14 protein-coding genes are annotated in these 16805 nt (G+C 50.2%); 2 read left to right on the top strand and 12 right to left on the bottom strand.

What is annotated here, in order from left to right; genetic code table 11:
* Nucleotides 1–370 precede the first annotated feature (370 nt).
* Entirely contained in the window at nt 371–1666 is a 1296-nt protein-coding gene (obgE, locus tag JUF22_RS12765; protein ID WP_203646887.1) for a GTPase ObgE, read from the bottom strand.
* 88 nt (nt 1667–1754) lie between these two features.
* Nucleotides 1755–3572, bottom strand: a complete 1818-nt coding sequence (gene uvrC, locus JUF22_RS12770; RefSeq protein ID WP_203646889.1) for an excinuclease ABC subunit UvrC — start codon at nt 3570–3572, stop codon at nt 1755–1757.
* A gap of 163 nt (nt 3573–3735) precedes the next feature.
* On the opposite strand from uvrC, the gene JUF22_RS12775 reads away from it, so the two are divergent.
* Nucleotides 3736–3924: an SPJ_0845 family protein gene (locus JUF22_RS12775; RefSeq protein ID WP_125762950.1), complete on the top strand. Its 189-nt coding sequence runs from the start codon at nt 3736–3738 to the stop codon at nt 3922–3924.
* Nucleotides 3925–3986: 62 nt separating this feature from the next.
* Here JUF22_RS12775 and JUF22_RS12780 read toward each other — a convergent pair whose 3' ends face one another.
* The 8 genes from JUF22_RS12780 to rpsO form a co-directional block, all read right to left on the bottom strand.
* Nucleotides 3987–4286 (bottom strand): nucleoside triphosphate pyrophosphohydrolase family protein, encoded by a 300-nt coding sequence (locus tag JUF22_RS12780; RefSeq protein ID WP_125762951.1) that lies wholly within the window; start codon nt 4284–4286, stop codon nt 3987–3989.
* A gap of 2 nt (nt 4287–4288) precedes the next feature.
* Entirely contained in the window at nt 4289–4885 is a 597-nt protein-coding gene (gene yihA, locus JUF22_RS12785; protein WP_203646891.1) for a ribosome biogenesis GTP-binding protein YihA/YsxC, read from the bottom strand.
* 187 nt (nt 4886–5072) lie between these two features.
* Nucleotides 5073–6329, bottom strand: a complete 1257-nt coding sequence (gene clpX / locus JUF22_RS12790) for an ATP-dependent Clp protease ATP-binding subunit ClpX (protein WP_203646893.1) — start codon at nt 6327–6329, stop codon at nt 5073–5075.
* A 216-nt stretch (nt 6330–6545) separates the two neighbouring features.
* Entirely contained in the window at nt 6546–7856 is a 1311-nt protein-coding gene (gene tig / locus JUF22_RS12795; RefSeq protein WP_203646894.1) for a trigger factor, read from the bottom strand.
* Nucleotides 7857–8119: 263 nt separating this feature from the next.
* Nucleotides 8120–9310: an elongation factor Tu gene (gene tuf, locus JUF22_RS12800; RefSeq protein WP_125762958.1), complete on the bottom strand. Its 1191-nt coding sequence runs from the start codon at nt 9308–9310 to the stop codon at nt 8120–8122.
* A 171-nt stretch (nt 9311–9481) separates the two neighbouring features.
* Entirely contained in the window at nt 9482–10447 is a 966-nt protein-coding gene (locus tag JUF22_RS12805) for a hypothetical protein (RefSeq protein WP_203646896.1), read from the bottom strand.
* 81 nt (nt 10448–10528) lie between these two features.
* Nucleotides 10529–12400 carry a ribonuclease J gene (locus tag JUF22_RS12810; protein WP_203646898.1) on the bottom strand — a complete coding sequence of 624 codons (1872 nt, stop codon included), beginning with the start codon at nt 12398–12400 and terminating at the stop codon, nt 10529–10531.
* Nucleotides 12401–12609: 209 nt separating this feature from the next.
* A complete protein-coding gene (gene rpsO / locus JUF22_RS12815) occupies nt 12610–12879 on the bottom strand; it encodes a 30S ribosomal protein S15 (protein WP_125577216.1) in 270 nt (89 codons plus the stop codon).
* 277 nt (nt 12880–13156) lie between these two features.
* On the opposite strand from rpsO, the gene rpsT reads away from it, so the two are divergent.
* Nucleotides 13157–13411 carry a 30S ribosomal protein S20 gene (gene rpsT, locus JUF22_RS12820; RefSeq protein WP_125762965.1) on the top strand — a complete coding sequence of 85 codons (255 nt, stop codon included), beginning with the start codon at nt 13157–13159 and terminating at the stop codon, nt 13409–13411.
* 121 nt (nt 13412–13532) lie between these two features.
* Here rpsT and holA read toward each other — a convergent pair whose 3' ends face one another.
* Both holA and JUF22_RS12830 read right to left on the bottom strand, forming a co-directional pair.
* Entirely contained in the window at nt 13533–14561 is a 1029-nt protein-coding gene (gene holA, locus JUF22_RS12825; protein WP_203637306.1) for a DNA polymerase III subunit delta, read from the bottom strand.
* A complete protein-coding gene (locus JUF22_RS12830) occupies nt 14558–16801 on the bottom strand; it encodes a DNA internalization-related competence protein ComEC/Rec2 (protein WP_236000782.1) in 2244 nt (747 codons plus the stop codon). Before JUF22_RS12830 ends, holA begins: the two co-directional genes overlap by 4 nt.
* Nucleotides 16802–16805 lie beyond the last annotated feature (4 nt).

Raw genomic sequence — 16805 nt, forward strand, 5'->3', positions numbered from 1 at the left:
AAGTATACTAGAATTTTTTCGCAGATTCGAGCGTTATGTTTTAGTGCGCTCAAATATTCTTTTATTTCATATAAAAATCGCCACCACCTTTTTTAGGTAGTGACGACGCAATAACACATAAAATTTTTAAATTGTAACGCCGACCAGCAATCAGCGACTAGTGTTCGTGACCAGAGGCTGAGGCAAGCTGATCAGCTGTGTCGGTGTTCTTAGCCGAGGTTTCTCACTTGGCCTAGAACACGGGACGACCTTTGAGACTGGTGATTTTCCAGGCTCGAAGGCGAGCTGGAAGACCGCCCCTCAGGCTGGAAGCGTTCCCCATAGCAGAGCTGCTTGCCTCAGCCGCCGGGAACAAATGCTAATCCGCTGATTAAGCCATGTATTCGAAGGTGAAGTCGCCAATCTTAACCGAGTCCCCGTTTTGGGCACCGTGGCTCCGCAGGCTGTCGTCAACCCCCATCCCCCGCATTTGCCGAGCAAAGCGTAAGAGACTTTCTTCATGGTTGATATCGGTCATTTGGAACAGCTTCTCGAGCTTGTCGCCGCCCAAGATCCAAGTGCCGTCTTCATCCTGCGTCAGCGTAAATTCAGCTTCAGGCTTGAACGTGTATTCCGCAGAGGTGGCCACTTCTGGCTGCTTAACTGGGAATTGTGGCGTTTCGGCCAACATGTCCGCCGTACGACCCAACAGTGGCGTCAACCCATCATGCGTCAATGCGGAGACCGCAAAGATTTCTGGGGTCTGTGCCAACAGCTTGTCCTGCTTCAAGTCTTCCTTGAATTTGGCCAGGTTGTCCGCTGAATCCGGCATGTCCATCTTGTTCGCCACCACAATCTGTGGGCGCTTCAAGATATCTGGATCATACGTCTTCAGCTCTTCGTTGATTTTTTCAAAGTCATCGTAGGGGTCGCGGCCTTCCAGCCCACTCATATCGATCAAGTGGAGGATGACCCGCGTCCGTTCAACGTGCCGTAAGAATTGGAAACCTAAACCAACCCCGGTTGCGGCGCCTTCGATCAGACCAGGTAAATCGGCCATCACAAAGTCACGGCCATCGGGCAACCGCACCATCCCCAGGTTAGGGACCAGCGTGGTAAAGTGGTATTCCGCAATCTTTGGCTTGGCACTCGTCACCGTGGACAGTAACGTGGACTTCCCAACGGATGGGAACCCGACTAGCCCAACATCGGCTAAGACCTTCAATTCGAGTTGCACTTCAAACTCTTGACCAGGTTCACCGTTTTCGGCAATTTCTGGTGCCGGGTTCTTGGGTGAGGCGAAGTGAATGTTACCGCGGCCACCACGACCACCCTTGGCGATCACGGCCTCATCATCACTGGCAACCAGGTCGGCCATGACAGCGCCCGTTTCCAAATTGATGACCGTCGTGCCTTGGGGCACCTTGATGATGGTATCATCGGCACCACGACCCGTCATGGATTTGATGGCGCCGTTGCCCCCGTTTTTCGCTTTGAATTTACGCGAGTACCGGAAGTCCATCAGGGTCCGTAAGCCTTCGTCGACTTGGAAGATGATGTTGCCACCACGACCACCGTCACCACCGGCTGGACCACCGTTTGGCACAAATTTTTCGCGCCGGAAGGCCACCATACCATTCCCACCGTTACCGGCCTTCACGTTAATTTTAACTTGATCTACAAACATAATTTTTATTCCTCGTTTTCTAAACCAGCGCGTGCTGCTTTCTCTCTAAGACTCCTGCTAGCCAGTATACCGGCAAACGGTCGCCACGTCAAAGTTTCGTTGGCGTCCGTGGGCTTTTTATTTCGGCCGTTTCGGTTGCCAGCGTGACGTGAATCGTCTGGGCCACGGGCTCGCTGATTCCTAGACCCCGCAAGTCATCCACGGAAGCCTCGCCAATTTTCTTGGTCGAGCCAAATTTCCGCAACAGTTTATTCCGCGTCTTGGGCCCCACACCAGGGATGCGGTCCAACCGTGAACTCAGCGAGTGCTTGGTGTGAACCTGCCGGTGGAAGGTAATGGCAAACCGGTGGACCTCATCTTGCACCCGTTGGACCAGGTAGAAGCCCTGGCTCTTAGGGTCCAAATGAATGTGTTCATCGTTGGGACCAAACAACAGGTCGGCCGTCTTATGGTGGTCGTTCTTGACCATCCCGGCGACCGGAATGTGGAGGTCAAATTCGTCGGCTAAGACCTCCTTGACGGCATTCATTTGAATGTCGCCCCCATCCATCAAAATCAGGTCCGGCATGGCGCCATGCTCCTTTAAGAGCCGGCCATACCGTCGCCGAATGACTTCCAGGGTACTGGCGGTTTCATCCGCGTGATCGACCGTTCGCAATTTATATTTCCGATATAACTTTTTGTTGGGTTGACCATCAACGAACACGACCATTGCGGAGACCAAATCGGCCCCCTGAATGTGCGAGTGGTCAAAGGCCTCAATCTTATGCCCGGGCGCAATCCCCAGAGCATCGGTGATTTCCTTCATGGCACCCGTAGTCTTACTTTCATCCAGCTCCAATAGCCGAAATTTCTCGTCTAAGACCAGTTTGGCGTTCTTCCCGGCCATCTCAAGCAAATCGCGTTTGGTGCCTCGCTGCGGCGTTCTAACGGGCACCTTGAGCAATTCCTCGATGACGTCGTGGTCAATGCTGGCTGGTACCAGGATTTCTCGCGGTAAGACGGTATTTTTCCGTTGATAGAACTGCACAATAAAGCTCGCTAGCTCCTCTTCAGCGGAGTTCACGACGGGAAAGAGCCGCTTCTCCCGTTTCATCAGGCGGGCTTGCCGAATGAAGAAGACCTGAATCGATAACCAGCCCTTATCCAGGTAGAAGTTGAAGATATCCCGGGGCGTGTTATCGTTGGAAATGATCTTTTGCTTTTCAACCGTGGCTTCAATGTAACGAATCTGGTCACGCAAATCAGCGGCCCGTTCGTATTCCATCTCACCAGCGGCCTTGGCCATCCGCGTCGCGAGTTCCTTCTTGGCGTGGGCAACGTTGCCATTTAAGAAGGATTTGATCTTGCGAATCTGTTTCGCGTAGGCCTCTTCTGGCACCTCTTGAAAGCAAGCACCCAGGCATTGGCCCATGTGATAGTACAGGCACGGCCGCCCTTGAAAGCCGGTGCATCGGCGTAAGGGGTAGACCTTCTGCAGGAAGTGCATGGTCTCCTCCGCGGCGTACACGTTGGGGTACGGGCCAAAGTAGTAGGCCCCGTCCTTGCGAATATCGCTGACCAGCAGGAGTTGCGGGTCCCGTTCATTGGTGATTTTAATGTAGGGGTAACCGGTCCCCCGCTTTAATTTAATGTTGAAGTAGGGTTGGTGCTTTTGAATCAGGGTGATTTCTAACAAGAAGGCTTCCTTGTCGGTCGAGGTGATGATCGTTTCAAAGTCCACGATTTCACTGACCAGCTGAGCCGTCTTCCCGGTATGGCTGCTCTTGAAATACGAGCGCACCCGGTTCTTGAGGTTCTTCGCCTTCCCCACGTAAATGATCTGACTGTTGATGTTCTTCATCAAGTAGCAGCCGGGAAGGCCCGGCAGTAAGGCTAGTTTGTGTTCTAAATATTCCGACGCCAAGGAAAATCCCTCCCGTTTTTTATCGATTTAATAAGCTTTTAAATTATAAAACGAATGTCTGTTTGGTGCAAGCGAAAGCCCCCGCACCACCGCTGCGGCCGAAAAAATGACAAATCCGTCGAATTCTGCTATGATTACTGAAAAAGCAAGGAGGTGGTTCGATTTGGCATTGAAAGTCAAGCGTCAAGACGACCTGGATTCCATGTTCGGCAAGTTTGCCCAAATGGACCCGACCGACGTCAAGCGTGATAAGTTCCTGAAGCGTAATGACGAACACAAGAACGACAAAAAGGGTAAGGGTCTGATCAAGGACGATCAGATCAAACATGAAAAGAAGCACGAACACGACTAGGTCGTTGTTCCGCAAAAAGGCCCCACGGAAAATTTTCCGTGAGGTCTTTTTGTTTACACTCATTAGTGGTTTGGTTGATACCCATGGGGATAACGCGCGTTAAGCCGCTTGATGTTATCCTGAGCGACCTCATCAAAGTCGATGTCGGCCCACTGGGAAATCTGGCTCAAGTACCACAGCACATCGCCCATTTCTTTGACGATGGCATCGTGATCCAAATCCTTGCCGTGGAAGGTGTAATTTTTAACCAAATCAACGACCTGGCCCGTTTCGCCGGCTAAGCCCAGCGCACAGTTCGTCAGGACCTGTTCGTTGCCGTACAGCGTCCGGTTCGCAGCTTTTTGATATTCGTTAAATTCCAAATTTATTCCTCCCCAAAGGCTTGTTGCTCGATCCAGTTCCAGACGGCATCCTTCCCAATCTTCTTGGGGGCCGAGAACATGATGATGTTATCTGCATCGCTAGGCAGATCCATCGTCTTCTTGATCAAGCTAACCGCTTGGTTCCACTTGCCACGCGCAATCTTGTCACTCTTGGTGGCAACGATCAGTGTTGGTAAGCCGTAGTAGGCCAGCCATTGATACATGGTCACGTCGGCCTCAGTTGGCGCGTGACGGGCGTCCACGAGGGAAACGACCCCTTTTAACTGGTCACGTTGGGTCAGGTAGGTTTCGATCATGTTCCCCCACTTTTCCCGTTCTGACTTTGAAACCTTGGCATAGCCATAACCGGGGACGTCAACGAAGTAGAGTTGATCCTCCACGTTATAAAAGTTCAGGGTTTGTGTCTTCCCTGGTTGACTCGATGTCCGGGCATAAGAGTTCCGGTTGATCAGCACGTTCGTTAGTGAGGATTTACCCACGTTAGAACGACCGACCAGCGCAATCTCTGGGTACCCCGTCGTTGGGTACTGCACGGGGTCTACCGCGCTCATGACTAATTCCACATGATTGACTTCCATTAGTTAGTCCATCCTCTCCAAAATATCTTTCACCATTTTAACACAGAACGACTGGCCACATGGCAAAATTTCTGAAGCGACGTCGTGGAAGCCAGCCACGGCGGGCACCGAATTTTTTAAAATGGTAAAATTCGCTCCACGAAAAAAGGAGCCAAGGCCTTCGCCCCGACTCCCGGTGACACAAAAATTATGACGCCTTTTGATCCTTTAAGACCAGCTCCGGTTCGGCATGGTCAGTAACCGTGTCGGCCGTAATGATGACCTCGGCCACGTCGTTACGACTTGGCAGATCAAACATGATATCGCGCATCACGTCTTCAATGATGGACCGCAAGCCCCGGGCACCCGTGTTCCGTGCGATGGCTAACTTCGCCATTTCACGTAAAGCAGCTGGCTGGAACTTGAGTTCAACGTTGTCCAAGGACAATAGCTTTTCGTATTGCTTGACCAACGCGTTCTTAGGTTCTGTCAAAATCCGGACCAAGTCATTCTCGTCCAGTTTTTCCAGCGCCGTCAGAATTGGTAACCGACCAATGAATTCAGGAATCAACCCAAATTGTAAGAGGTCTTCTGGAATAACGTGTTGCATCAAGCTATCGCCTGAGGCCAAGACGTTTTGTTCCTTGGTGTCGGCACCGAAACCAATCGTCTGGTCACCCAAACGCCGTTTAACGATACCGTCAATGCCATCAAAGGCCCCACCAACGATGAATAAGATGTTGGTCGTATCGATTTGAATGAATTCTTGTTGGGGATGCTTCCGACCACCCTGAGGCGGCACATTCGCAATTGTGCCTTCCAAAATCTTCAGCAGGGCCTGTTGGACCCCTTCACCAGAAACGTCACGGGTAATCGAAACGTTTTCGGCTTTCTTAGCAATTTTATCAATTTCATCGATGTAGATGATACCCTTTTCAGCCCGTTCAACGTCGTAATCGGCGCTTTGCAAGAGCTTCAACAGAATGTTTTCAACATCTTCACCCACATAACCGGCTTCGGTCAAGGTCGTGGCATCGGCAATGGCAAATGGCACGTTCAGAATCTTAGCCAGGCTTTGTGCCAGGTAAGTCTTCCCGGAACCAGTCGGTCCGATCACAGCGATGTTACTCTTCTGCAATTCAGGTCCTTCACTGTCGGCCTGAGCCATTTCATTGACCCGCTTATAGTGGTTGTAAACGGCCACTGATAGGGTCCGCTTAGCTTCACTTTGGCCAATAACGTAGTCGTCAAGCGTCTTGACGATTTCAGCTGGCTTGGGCACTTCTAAGGTTTCTTGTGCGGCGTCTTGACTGAACTCTTCATCAACAATTTCTTTACAGAGGTCGATGCATTCGTTACAGATGTAAACACCTGGGCCAGCAACAATCTTCTCTACTTGATCTTGTGATTTACCACAGAACGAGCACGTTACTGGGCCATTCGTTTCGTCGGTGTTTTCAAACAAATAAACTCACCCTTTCTCTCCAGGCTTAAGCCTTAACTAAATGAATCATTTTTGGTCAGTTAACCCGTCGAACTAACCAGGTCTCCCATCAATCGTGTACTATACCACAGTTGACAGCACCTGAAAATTATTTTGCCTCGCACGACAAGTTTAAGATATAAGAAAAACCGGAACAACAGCGCCTGTCGTCCCGGTCATGTCTAATGGCAACGAATGTTATTCGTCGTCTTCGGCATCCTTCTTCTTGTCTTGCTTAGCGGAGTCGGCAATTAAGTCAACGGCACTCTTGATGGCGATATCATGCTTCAACATGTCATCTGAAAGGGCACTGCGAACAGCACTTTCTTCCATACCGTATTGGGCAGCTAAGTCCTTAACTTCTGCAGCAACTTCGTCTTCGGAAGGTTCGATCTTTTCGGCTTCAACAACGGCTTCCAGAACCAAGTTGGTCTTAACCCGCTTGTCTGCACCGTCAGTGAATTGCTTACGCAAGTCGTCTTCGGTCGTCCCAGTCAATTGGAAGTACATCTTAGGTTCGATACCTTGTTGTTGCATGTTAGCCAGGTATTGATCCATTTGACGGTCGATGTCATCCTTCAACATAGCTGCTGGGATTTCAGCGATTTCAGCGTTGTCAACAGCTTCACTGATGGCTTCGTCTTCGATGGCTTCGTGAGCAGCAGTCGTCTTTTGTTCCTTTAAGTTGTCTTTAGTCTTAGCCTTTAATTCTTCTAAGCTGTCAACGTCTTCGTCAACATCCTTAGCGAATTCATCGTCTAAGTCAGGCAATTGCTTTTCCTTAACTTCGTGGATGGTAACCTTGAAAGTGGCTTCCTTGTCACGTAAGTCTTCGGCTTGGTAGTCCTTAGGGAAGGTAACCTTAACGTCTACGTTTTCGCCAGCCTTGTGACCAACTAATTGGTCTTCGAAGCCAGGAATGAAGGAGTTAGAGCCCAATTCCAGGGAGTAGTTATCAGCCTTACCACCGTCGAATTGCTTGCCGTCAACGTAACCGTCAAAGTCGATAACAACCGTATCGCCCTTAGCAGCGGCTTCGTCTTCTTTCAAGACTAATTCAGCTTGTTGTTGACGTTGCTTTTCTAATTCAGCGTCAATGTCCTTTTGGTAAACACGGGTGTTTTGCTTAGTTACGCTAAGGCCCTTGTATTCGCCAAGCTTAACGTCAGGCTTAACCGTAACGTCAGCCTTTAAGACCCAAGCCTTACCCTTGTCCATGGATTCAACATCCACTTGGGGTTGGTCGACTGGGTCGATGCCAGCTTCTTTGATAGCAGCTTCGTAAGCTTCTGGCAAGACAATGTTTAAAGCGTCTTGGTAGAGTGCTTCTTCACCGTACATTTGGTTGAAGATTTGACGTGGAACCCGGCCCTTACGGAAACCTGGAACCGCTAAATTCTTCTTAGTTTGTTGGAATGCTTTGTCCAAGCCTTCCTTGATCTTATCAGGAGCAATTTCAAAGGTCAGTTCGCCTTTAGTAGCATCCTTTTTTTCCCACTTTGCAGCCATTATTTTCCCTCCGAAATGAAAGATATTACTATTTACAATTCTAGCAATTGCATACTGTATTAGTGTACCTTATGGCGCCCAAATTGTAAAATGATTTTTGCTGAAACACCGTGAATGGCGCGGATTCTTTGCATATTTTCGTAAAAAATTCACAAATCGAAACCATTGGCCACCGAACACGGGTTTGAATTTCTGGTCAAAACAAAAGGGACCGAAAAGATAAACTTTTCGACCCCTCTTGCAGATACGCTAATTAATTAAAATTAGTCGTCAATTTCCGTAACGGTACCGGCACCAACAGTGTGGCCACCTTCACGAACAGTGAACTTCGTACCCTTTTCAATGGCAGCTGGTTGGATCAGTTCAACAGTGAACGTCACGTTGTCACCAGGCATAACCATTTCAACGCCATCAGGCAATTCAATAACACCAGTGATATCAGTGGTGTGGAAGTAGAATTGTGGACGGTAGTTGGAGAAGAATGGCGTATGACGGCCACCTTCTTCTTTGCTCAAGATGTAGACTTCACCCTTGAACTCCTTGTGCGTTTGGATCGAGCCTGGCTTAGCCAAAACTTGTCCACGAACAACTTGTTCACGGTTAATCCCACGGAGCAATGCACCAACGTTATCCCCGGCTTCACCAAGGTCCAACGTCTTACGGAACATTTCAAGACCGGTAACAGTGGTCTTCAATACGTCGTCATGTAAACCAACGATTTCGACTTCGTCACCAACCTTAACCATCCCACGGTCGATACGACCAGAAGCAACAGTCCCACGACCAGTGATCGTGAAGACGTCTTCAACTGGCATCAAGAATGGCTTGTCGTTTTCACGTTCTGGAGTCGGGATGTAATCATCAACAACATCCATCAAGTGAAGGATAACCTTTTCTTGTTCTTCGTCGCCTTCGAGAGCCTTCAAAGCAGAACCGCGGATAACAGGAATGTCATCACCAGGGTAATCGTATTCTGAAAGCAACTCACGAACTTCCATTTCAACTAAGTCGACAAGTTCGTCGTCGTCAACAAGATCAGTCTTGTTTAAGAAGACGATGATGTATTCAACACCCACTTGGCGAGCAAGCAAAATGTGTTCACGGGTTTGTGGCATAGGGCCATCAGTAGCGGCAACAACCAAGATAGCACCGTCCATTTGGGCAGCACCGGTGATCATGTTCTTGATGTAGTCAGCATGTCCTGGGGCATCGATATGCGCATAGTGACGCTTTTCCGTTTCGTATTCAACGTGAGCGGTGTTGATCGTGATACCACGTTCACGTTCTTCTGGAGCAGCATCGATATCAGCGTAATCTTCGGCCTTTGCTAAACCTTTGCTAGCAAGTACCTTAGTGATTGCAGCAGTTAACGTCGTTTTCCCATGGTCAATATGGCCAATAGTACCAATATTTACATGGGGTTTAGTTCTTTCATAATGTTCTTTTTCAGCCATTAATGAAACCCTCCTGTATTTTATCGCAAGCGCAATTTATCTTCCGAAGAAAACAAACCACCCTTTGCGTAAAATTATACTACTTCTTTTCAGAAAGGGAAAGCTGGAACCCTCCCAAAAAAGAATCCTTGACCAGTATATATGCTGAAGAATTATTTGTAAACTAAAATTTCACTCATTTTCGGGATTTTCGGGATTTTGTCCCCCGATCGCGCCGAAGAGTTCCGCCACGAAGCGGTTTAGCGTGGTTTGCCAGTCTTGCATTTCCTTAATCATTTCTTCAGAAACAGCCGTCGTCAGCGGTAATCCCGCGATAGTTTGCGCCCAACTGACCGGATCCGTGATGGTGCGGTCGATAAATGGGTACAGCATCATCAGCTGTAACGTAATCGTTTGTTGCAGGTTCGCTGCCAGCATTGGATCTCGCTGGCCTAAATCTTCCTGCAAGTATTTCTGAAACGCCACGGCGGCCTTGCTCGTCCCCACTGGCTGGAGATCCTTCACGGCCACGGTGTAGGTCTGATCATCCAGCCAGTGCAATTTGACTGTCTGATCGACATGTAGCCGCATTAGGCCCTCCAACAGGTCTGCCCGCAGTAAGGGATGCAAAAAAGGATCGACCAGTAGATACTGCACGCCCTGCAGATACATGGCTAATGGCAGCTGTCGGGCGTGCTCTAAGCGCTCCCGTTGTTCGTTAAAGGGAACATCCCCCAGATGATAGAATTGCTTGGCAATCACCCGTTGCGTTGCCGCGAGGGTCTCAGTCGAGGCTGCTTCGGCCGCTTCAATTTGGGCCAGTCCCCCTGCCCGCCAGGTTTCGGCCGCAGCCAGCGCACAAAATTCTCGGGCAAAAATAAATTGTTGGTTTTTCAAGGCCACATCCAGGCGCAACTGAAAATCCTTGGCCGACGTCAAATAAATACCGTTTTGTTCGGCGGCATACTGTTCGGCCATCAGGTATTTTTCGTTATGGTAGAGACTCGCGACCACATAGCGGTTCAATTCGGGCGTTTGCTGGTCCTGATAGAGCGTTTCGAAGAGATCACTAGCAAGTGACCACTGACGACTTTCAAACGCGGCTACGGCCTTCTGATAGGCCTCATCACGGGCCGCTGGACTAGGGAAATTTGACATGGGTCTTCCTCCTTTGGGGATATCTCGTTGCCAACTCAAAACGGACCCCTGCCGAATCGGTAGGAGGCCCGCTCATTTTAATTAAGCTTGTTGGTCGGTCGTTGCGGCCGGCTTGTTGCTATGATGTCGTTTCCGGTTACGATGTGGCTTATTCGCCGTTTTTTCTGCCTTAGCCGGTTGCTTCGTTTCTTTGGCTTTAGCTGACTTTTTCTTAGCCTTTGGCTTTGGTTGGTCAGCAGGCGTCTCTTCCTTACCGCCATCCTTAGCCTTGCTGGTGCTCCGCCGGTGATGTTGGTTAACTTCCATGATCACGGGCAGAATCACGGGACGCCGGTGCGTTTGTTCAAAGAGATAATGACTCAAGTGTTCCCGTACATCCTGCTTGAGGTGACCCCAATCGAACTCTTTGTTATCCAAATTATTTTGAACAGCCTTCCGAATGATTTGGGCACTCTCTTGCATCAGGTCCTTATTGGCCTTCACGTAAACGAAGCCCCGTGACGTAATCTTAGGATCAGCCACGATTTGTTTCTTCTTCCGGTCAATGGTGACGACAGCGATAAAGATCCCGTCGTCGGCCAAGACTTTCCGGTCACGTAAGACAATGTTCCCAATGTCACCAACACCGATACCGTCAATCATGGTATCGCTAACGTCGATGCCTTCGCCTAAGCCCATGTTGCCCTTGTCATAGGTCAACACGTCACCCTTAGCCAGAATGAAAATGTGGTCAGCGGCCATGCCAAGTTCTTGCGCAGCTTCAGCGTGGGCGTTCAGTAAGCGGTATTCCCCTTGAATTGGGACCAGGTACTGGGGCTTCAACAGGTTCAGCATTAACTGCAGGTCGCGCTTATAAGCGTGGCCTGATGAATTCAGGTCATCTGAAATAGCCTTGACTTCACCACCGGCCCGGTAAATCATATCACGGGTCTGCGCAACCGTCGTATCCATGGCATGGGATGGCGTGGTCGTGATGTAGACCAAGTCGCCCTCTTGGATGTTTAAGTCTTTTTCTTGTTTGTTAGCCATCCGTTGAATTGCCTTGATGGGTTCACCCATCTTACCAGTTTGCAGGATAACTGTTTCGGCTGGTGACAGACTGTCCAGTTGGGCGGTCGTCACTAATAAGTCGTCGTCAAAGGACAACTTGCCCAGCTTCATCGCCGTGTTCACAATTTTTTCCAGGTCTTGGCCCGTCAGGCAGACCTTCCGTCCCGTCTTAGCGGCGGCGTCAAAGACCTGTTGAATCCGGAGAATGTTCGAAGCTACACAAGCAACGACCACCCGGCCATCTCGGTAATGGAAAGTTTCCTCAATGTCTTCCGCAATCGTTTGCTCTGAGGCATTCATCGCTGGATTTTCGGCGTTGGCGGAGTCACTCAGTACAGCGAGCACCCCGGCTTGACCAATGCTCCCTAACCGAGCATAGTCGGTTTGGTAGCCTGGCTTAGCGGTTTGGTCAAACTTAAAGTCACCGGTATAGACGATTTGGCCTTCGTCAGTCTTCAAATCAATTCCCAATGATTCTGGAATGGAATGGGTCGTTGAGAAGAAGGAAACCACCACGTCACCGAAGTCGATTTCCGTTTTTTCATCAATAATGTGAAAATCATCGTAATCTTTGATTTTTGGTTCGGCTGCGACACCAATTTTAGCTAAGGCAATCGTCATTTCGGACCCAAAGACGGGCACGTTAAATTCACTTAAGAAGTAAGGTAACGCCCCAATCGCATCGGCATGGCCGTGGGTCAAGAAGACCGCCACAATCCGATCCTTATTTTCACGTAAGTAAGCCCAGTCAGGAATGACCACGTCAATCCCCAATAATTCATTTTCCGGGTATTTTAAACCACAATCTAAAATGTAAATTCCACCGTTAACATCGACGGCGTACATGTTCTTCCCATTTTCGCGGACACCGCCAAACGGGATAATCTTAATCTTCGCACTCATAAGTTCACCTCAAGATATCTTCAATAGTTTTTTAATTCAATCCTGGTATTGATCACCAGTACTTTATGCTGGGTAGAATAACCCAGATTCGTCCATGATTAAACTTTCTTCAGTTTACCACACTTTAACCGTTTGCAGTAATAAGATGATAGTTGAGGCAAAAGAAAAAGCCCCTCGCCATTTCTGGCAAGGGACTCCGGTGCGACGAATTAACGACGCAGGCCTAAGCTCTTGATTAATTCACGGTAACGTTGAACATCAGTCTTCCGTAAGTAAGCCAAAAGGTTACGACGGTGACCAATCTTCTTCATCAAACCACGTTGTGAGTGGAAGTCTTTCCGGTGTTGTTGCATATGAACGTTGATTTCGTTGATATCAGCGGTCAAAACAGCGACTTGGACTTCAGTAGAACCAGTGTCACCTTCGTGACGAGCGTATTGCTTGATGATTTCGTTTTTCTTTGCTTGACTAATAGCCATGGTAAATATACCACCCTTCAAATAATTGCCCCAAACTGAGTAAGTCGGCGGTGGCCGCCTAGCGAACTAAGTTAGAGGTTTGTGCTTAAGCACAGTTATCTACTATACGGGACTTACCGATAAAGTGCAAGTTTTTTCCTCGATTGCCTATCAAGTAAAATTACTTTACATTTATCGCAACAGGGTCTTGCATTCGGCCCCTGCCTTCTGTATAATTACATACGTTGAAATTAAGATTTCCGGTACAAAGGATTTCTCATTCGGAGGTGAAATTTTCATGCCAATTATCAAATCAGCAATCGAACGTGCCAAGACCAACGTTAAGGCTAACGAACGTAACTCTGCTCAATTGAGCACTATGCGGACTGCCGTTAAGCGTTTTGAACAAGCTAAGACCGCCGGTGCCGACAACGCGGAAGACTTATTCCGTCAAGCTAGTGCTGCAGTTGACAAGGCCGCTTCAAAGGGCTTGATCAAGCGTAACAAGGCTGCCCGTGACAAGTCACGGATGGCTGCACGTTTAGCTAAGTAATCAATTAATCAAAACGATTAGATGATGCAATCAGGCGATTGACCACTTCGGTGGTTGATCGCCTTTTTTGTCGTCGAAAAAAGGTGCCGACATCCCCTGTCGGCACCTTGTATATCTATAATTAAGCAACTTGACTCGCAAATTGCGTCATGAATAACGAAAAGAGCATCTCCGGTTCCATCGCCGTCGACTTCATCTGCTGCTCGACTCGGAAGAGTCCCAAGTATGCCCGGTTCAAATCGGTCAGCTTAAACCGTCGCTGACTCTGCAACGCCAATTTGATTCGGTACGGGTGCACCTTTAAGATGCTGGCTAGCTTACCTTGGCTGTATCCCTGCTTGGCTAGGACCTTGGTCTGAATCAGCAGGCGGAATTGTCCCTGCAGGATGGCATTGATTCGTAGCGGTTCTTCCTTGGCCTGCAGCAGTTCCCGGTACAGCGTCACCGCCCCCGCCGTGTCCTTAGCTAAGACCCGGTTGACCAAGTCAAACACATTTTGTGTTAAGGTCTGACGCACTAGTCCAGTGACGGCCGCCAGCTCAATCGTTTTGCTGGGTAAGGAGAAGAGTTCCAACTTAGGCAACTCACTCATCATGAGAGTCAAGTCCGCATCGGTCCGCTGAATCAATTCGTTCAGTGCGGCCGGTGCCATGCTATAACCATCCTGTTTGAGCTGTCCTTCAATAAATTGCCGCACCTCGCGCTCCGCAAAGTTGCCGATTTCAATCGTCGTGGCAACTTTTTTTAATTGTTTCGACACTTTCTTCCGGCCATCCAGCTTCTCATACGGGGCAAAGAAGACCAGTACCGTGCTGGGCATGGGGGCGCCCAAGTAGGTTTGAAGACTATCGATATCGTGGTCGACCTTTTGTTTCTTCGTCTCACCGGTTAAAAATTGGGGGTTGTCGATGCAGACGACCCGCCGCTCGCCAAAGAACGGCGCTGCCATGGCATCGTCCAGGGCGACCGCCAGTGGGACCGTGTCCATGTCATAGCTGGCAAAGTTCATGGTCTGTTCTTCGGCTGGCACGCTATTCTTGAAGCCCGTCTTTAACCGCCGTTGCAGGTAATCCGCTTGACCCAGAATTAAATAAACGTTGGCCAACTGCCCCCCGTGTTCGAGTGTTTTTAAAAGTTCATTGATTGTCACGACACTTGTGCCCCTTTAAGTTTAGTTTGCCAATACCCGTGCTTCCCCCGATAAACGTAGCGGATCATCCCGCTCGTTTGGGTACTCACCGCCGGCACCTGATTCTGCCGCAGCGTGGTGAGGGTCTCCGCGTTCGGATGGCCATACCGGTTCTGTCGACCCGCAGAAATAATTGCCCATTTAGGTTTTAACTGGGCAATAAAGGCTGGAGCCGACGCCGTTTTACTTCCGTGATGTCCTAATTTTAACACGTCCGTGTGCAGCTGCGGGTCCGCCGCCAACATTTTCTGTTCGCCGGCTTGGTCCAAGTCCCCCATAAACAGGAAATTCAGGCCGCCAAAGGTTCCCTGTAGTGCTAAGGAGTTTTCATTTTCGGCCGGGGCGGCGTGATAAGGATGCCGCACCAATAGGGATGCTTGACTGCCAACTTGAATGGGTTCGATTTTAACCGGCGTGGCACTGTTCTTCAATAAGTGTTGCCACCCTGGCTCTGCTTCCATCCCCGCTGGCACCAGCAGTCGCTTGACCCGCAGCTCCTGTAAAAAGGCTGGCAGGTCCCCAATGTGGTCGGCATCGTGGTGGGTCAAATAGAGATCATCCACGTGATCAATGCCCCGACTCTTTAAGTAATTGATATTTGTGCGTTCTGCACCGTACGTGGTGGGCGTTGGTGGAACCCAGTCAGGTTGAGGAAAGCCCAAGCGGCCGCCGGTATCAATCAGTGAGATTCGTCGGTTGAAGGGCGCGCGCAACAAAATGCTATCCCCCTGACCCACATCAAAGTAAGCCACCTCACCAGACGGGGGTAAGTGAATCGTCCCGTAAACGAGGACATAGCTCACCAGTAATGCCCAGACCCATCGACGACGTTGCCGGGGTGGGCGGGTAAACAGCCACCAGGTCCCGGCAAGCCAGAGCCACGCCACCCACCACGCTGGTTTGCCAAAGGGCACATTTCCAGGTAGCGTTGCCAACCAGGCTAGACCATCGTCTAATCTCTTTAACAGGCTCGCACACCAGCGACTGACACCGGGAAACCAAGGAAACACCGCGGTTCCCAGCAACGTCACGGGTAAAATGACGACGGGAAATAGTGGCGCCACCAACCAGTTGGCCAGTAGCGTCAGACTGTGCCACTGAAACAACCCGCTGAGGAGGCTGGGCAGGCCCAGTAATGTGAGGCCGACCTGCCGCCAGGCCTTGGATTCATCCTTCAGCAAAATCAGCCCCAGAGACAAGCCGTAGCTTAACTGACTCCCCAGTTCAAATAGTAACCCAGGATTCACCGCCAGCCCCACCAAAAAGGCCAATGCCCACGCATCTAGGGTGCTGAGTCGCCACTCCAGGCGTTTACCCGTCAACTGCAAGCCACGCATCCAGCAGGCACGGAGAACCCCGCTCCCACTACCGGCCAGAATGAAATAAGCCGGCAAGCCAAGAAGCATCCCCGTCTCCCAGTGTTCGCGTTGCAGTCGCAGGTGCACGCACAGCCACTCGACCGCCGTCAGAAGTAACGCCACGTGGAGCCCCGAAATCGCAAATAAATGGAGCAGACCTAACCGTTGCATCCCCTGTAGTTCAGCCACCGATTCCGCCGCCTTGGCGCCTGGCAAAAGGCCTAGTGCGTAGACCCGTAACGCGCCAGGCAACCGCTCACAGGCCTGAATTAGCCGCGCTCGCCAATGATGTCCCCAGTCTGCAAACCCCGATATCAATGTGGATTGGGCCCGCTTCCGACCGGTGATTGCCGTAATCTTTAGTGTCTTCACGATCCCCCGGTGCCGCCAGTAAGCCGCACCATCGAATTGATTGAAATTTGTGGCCGGCAAAATGCCCTGTTGTTGGCCACTCACCCGCCAGACAGTCGCGTGGCTCTCATGCTGCAATTGCTGAAGCTCATCAGCCGTTTTCACCGCGCCCCGCACCGTTAAGCCTTCGCCGGTCACAATATCTCGGGCCACAAAATAATAGGCTGCCCCGCGCAGGACCACGGCGTCTGGTTGTACGCGTAAGGTTCGGCTGGTCAGTGTCGGGGTCACAAATGGCAGTTGTCGGCGCGTTAACGTAGCCTGTCGCATCCCCCAGAACCCGCCAAATAAGCCGAGCAAGACCAGCGTCATCACCCAAATGGACCGCACATGTAAGGTCCAGACTCGAGCCAACATCAGTCCAAGTAGGAACGTCCCAGCCCAGGGATGGCCGCCCATGACCACGCTCAGTGCCGCCACCGGCAGACTCATAAAA

It is taken from the genome of Levilactobacillus lanxiensis, assembly GCF_016861655.1.
Taxonomy (GTDB): domain Bacteria; phylum Bacillota; class Bacilli; order Lactobacillales; family Lactobacillaceae; genus Levilactobacillus; species Levilactobacillus lanxiensis.

Bases quoted from the DNA above. Each gene is read 5' to 3' on its own strand.
- tig (WP_203646894.1), bottom strand. From the start codon at position 7,856: ATGGCTGCAAAGTGGGAAAAAAAGGATGCTACTAAAGGCGAACTGACC.
- obgE (WP_203646887.1), bottom strand. From the start codon at position 1,666: ATGTTTGTAGATCAAGTTAAAATTAACGTGAAGGCCGGTAACGGTGGG.
- rpsT (WP_125762965.1), top strand. From the start codon at position 13,157: ATGCCAATTATCAAATCAGCAATCGAACGTGCCAAGACCAACGTTAAG.
- JUF22_RS12805 (WP_203646896.1), bottom strand. From the start codon at position 10,447: ATGTCAAATTTCCCTAGTCCAGCGGCCCGTGATGAGGCCTATCAGAAG.
- tuf (WP_125762958.1), bottom strand. From the start codon at position 9,310: ATGGCTGAAAAAGAACATTATGAAAGAACTAAACCCCATGTAAATATT.
- yihA (WP_203646891.1), bottom strand. From the start codon at position 4,885: ATGGAAGTCAATCATGTGGAATTAGTCATGAGCGCGGTAGACCCCGTG.
- JUF22_RS12810 (WP_203646898.1), bottom strand. From the start codon at position 12,400: ATGAGTGCGAAGATTAAGATTATCCCGTTTGGCGGTGTCCGCGAAAAT.
- rpsO (WP_125577216.1), bottom strand. From the start codon at position 12,879: ATGGCTATTAGTCAAGCAAAGAAAAACGAAATCATCAAGCAATACGCT.
- JUF22_RS12830 (WP_236000782.1), bottom strand. From the start codon at position 16,801: ATGAGTCTGCCGGTGGCGGCACTGAGCGTGGTCATGGGCGGCCATCCC.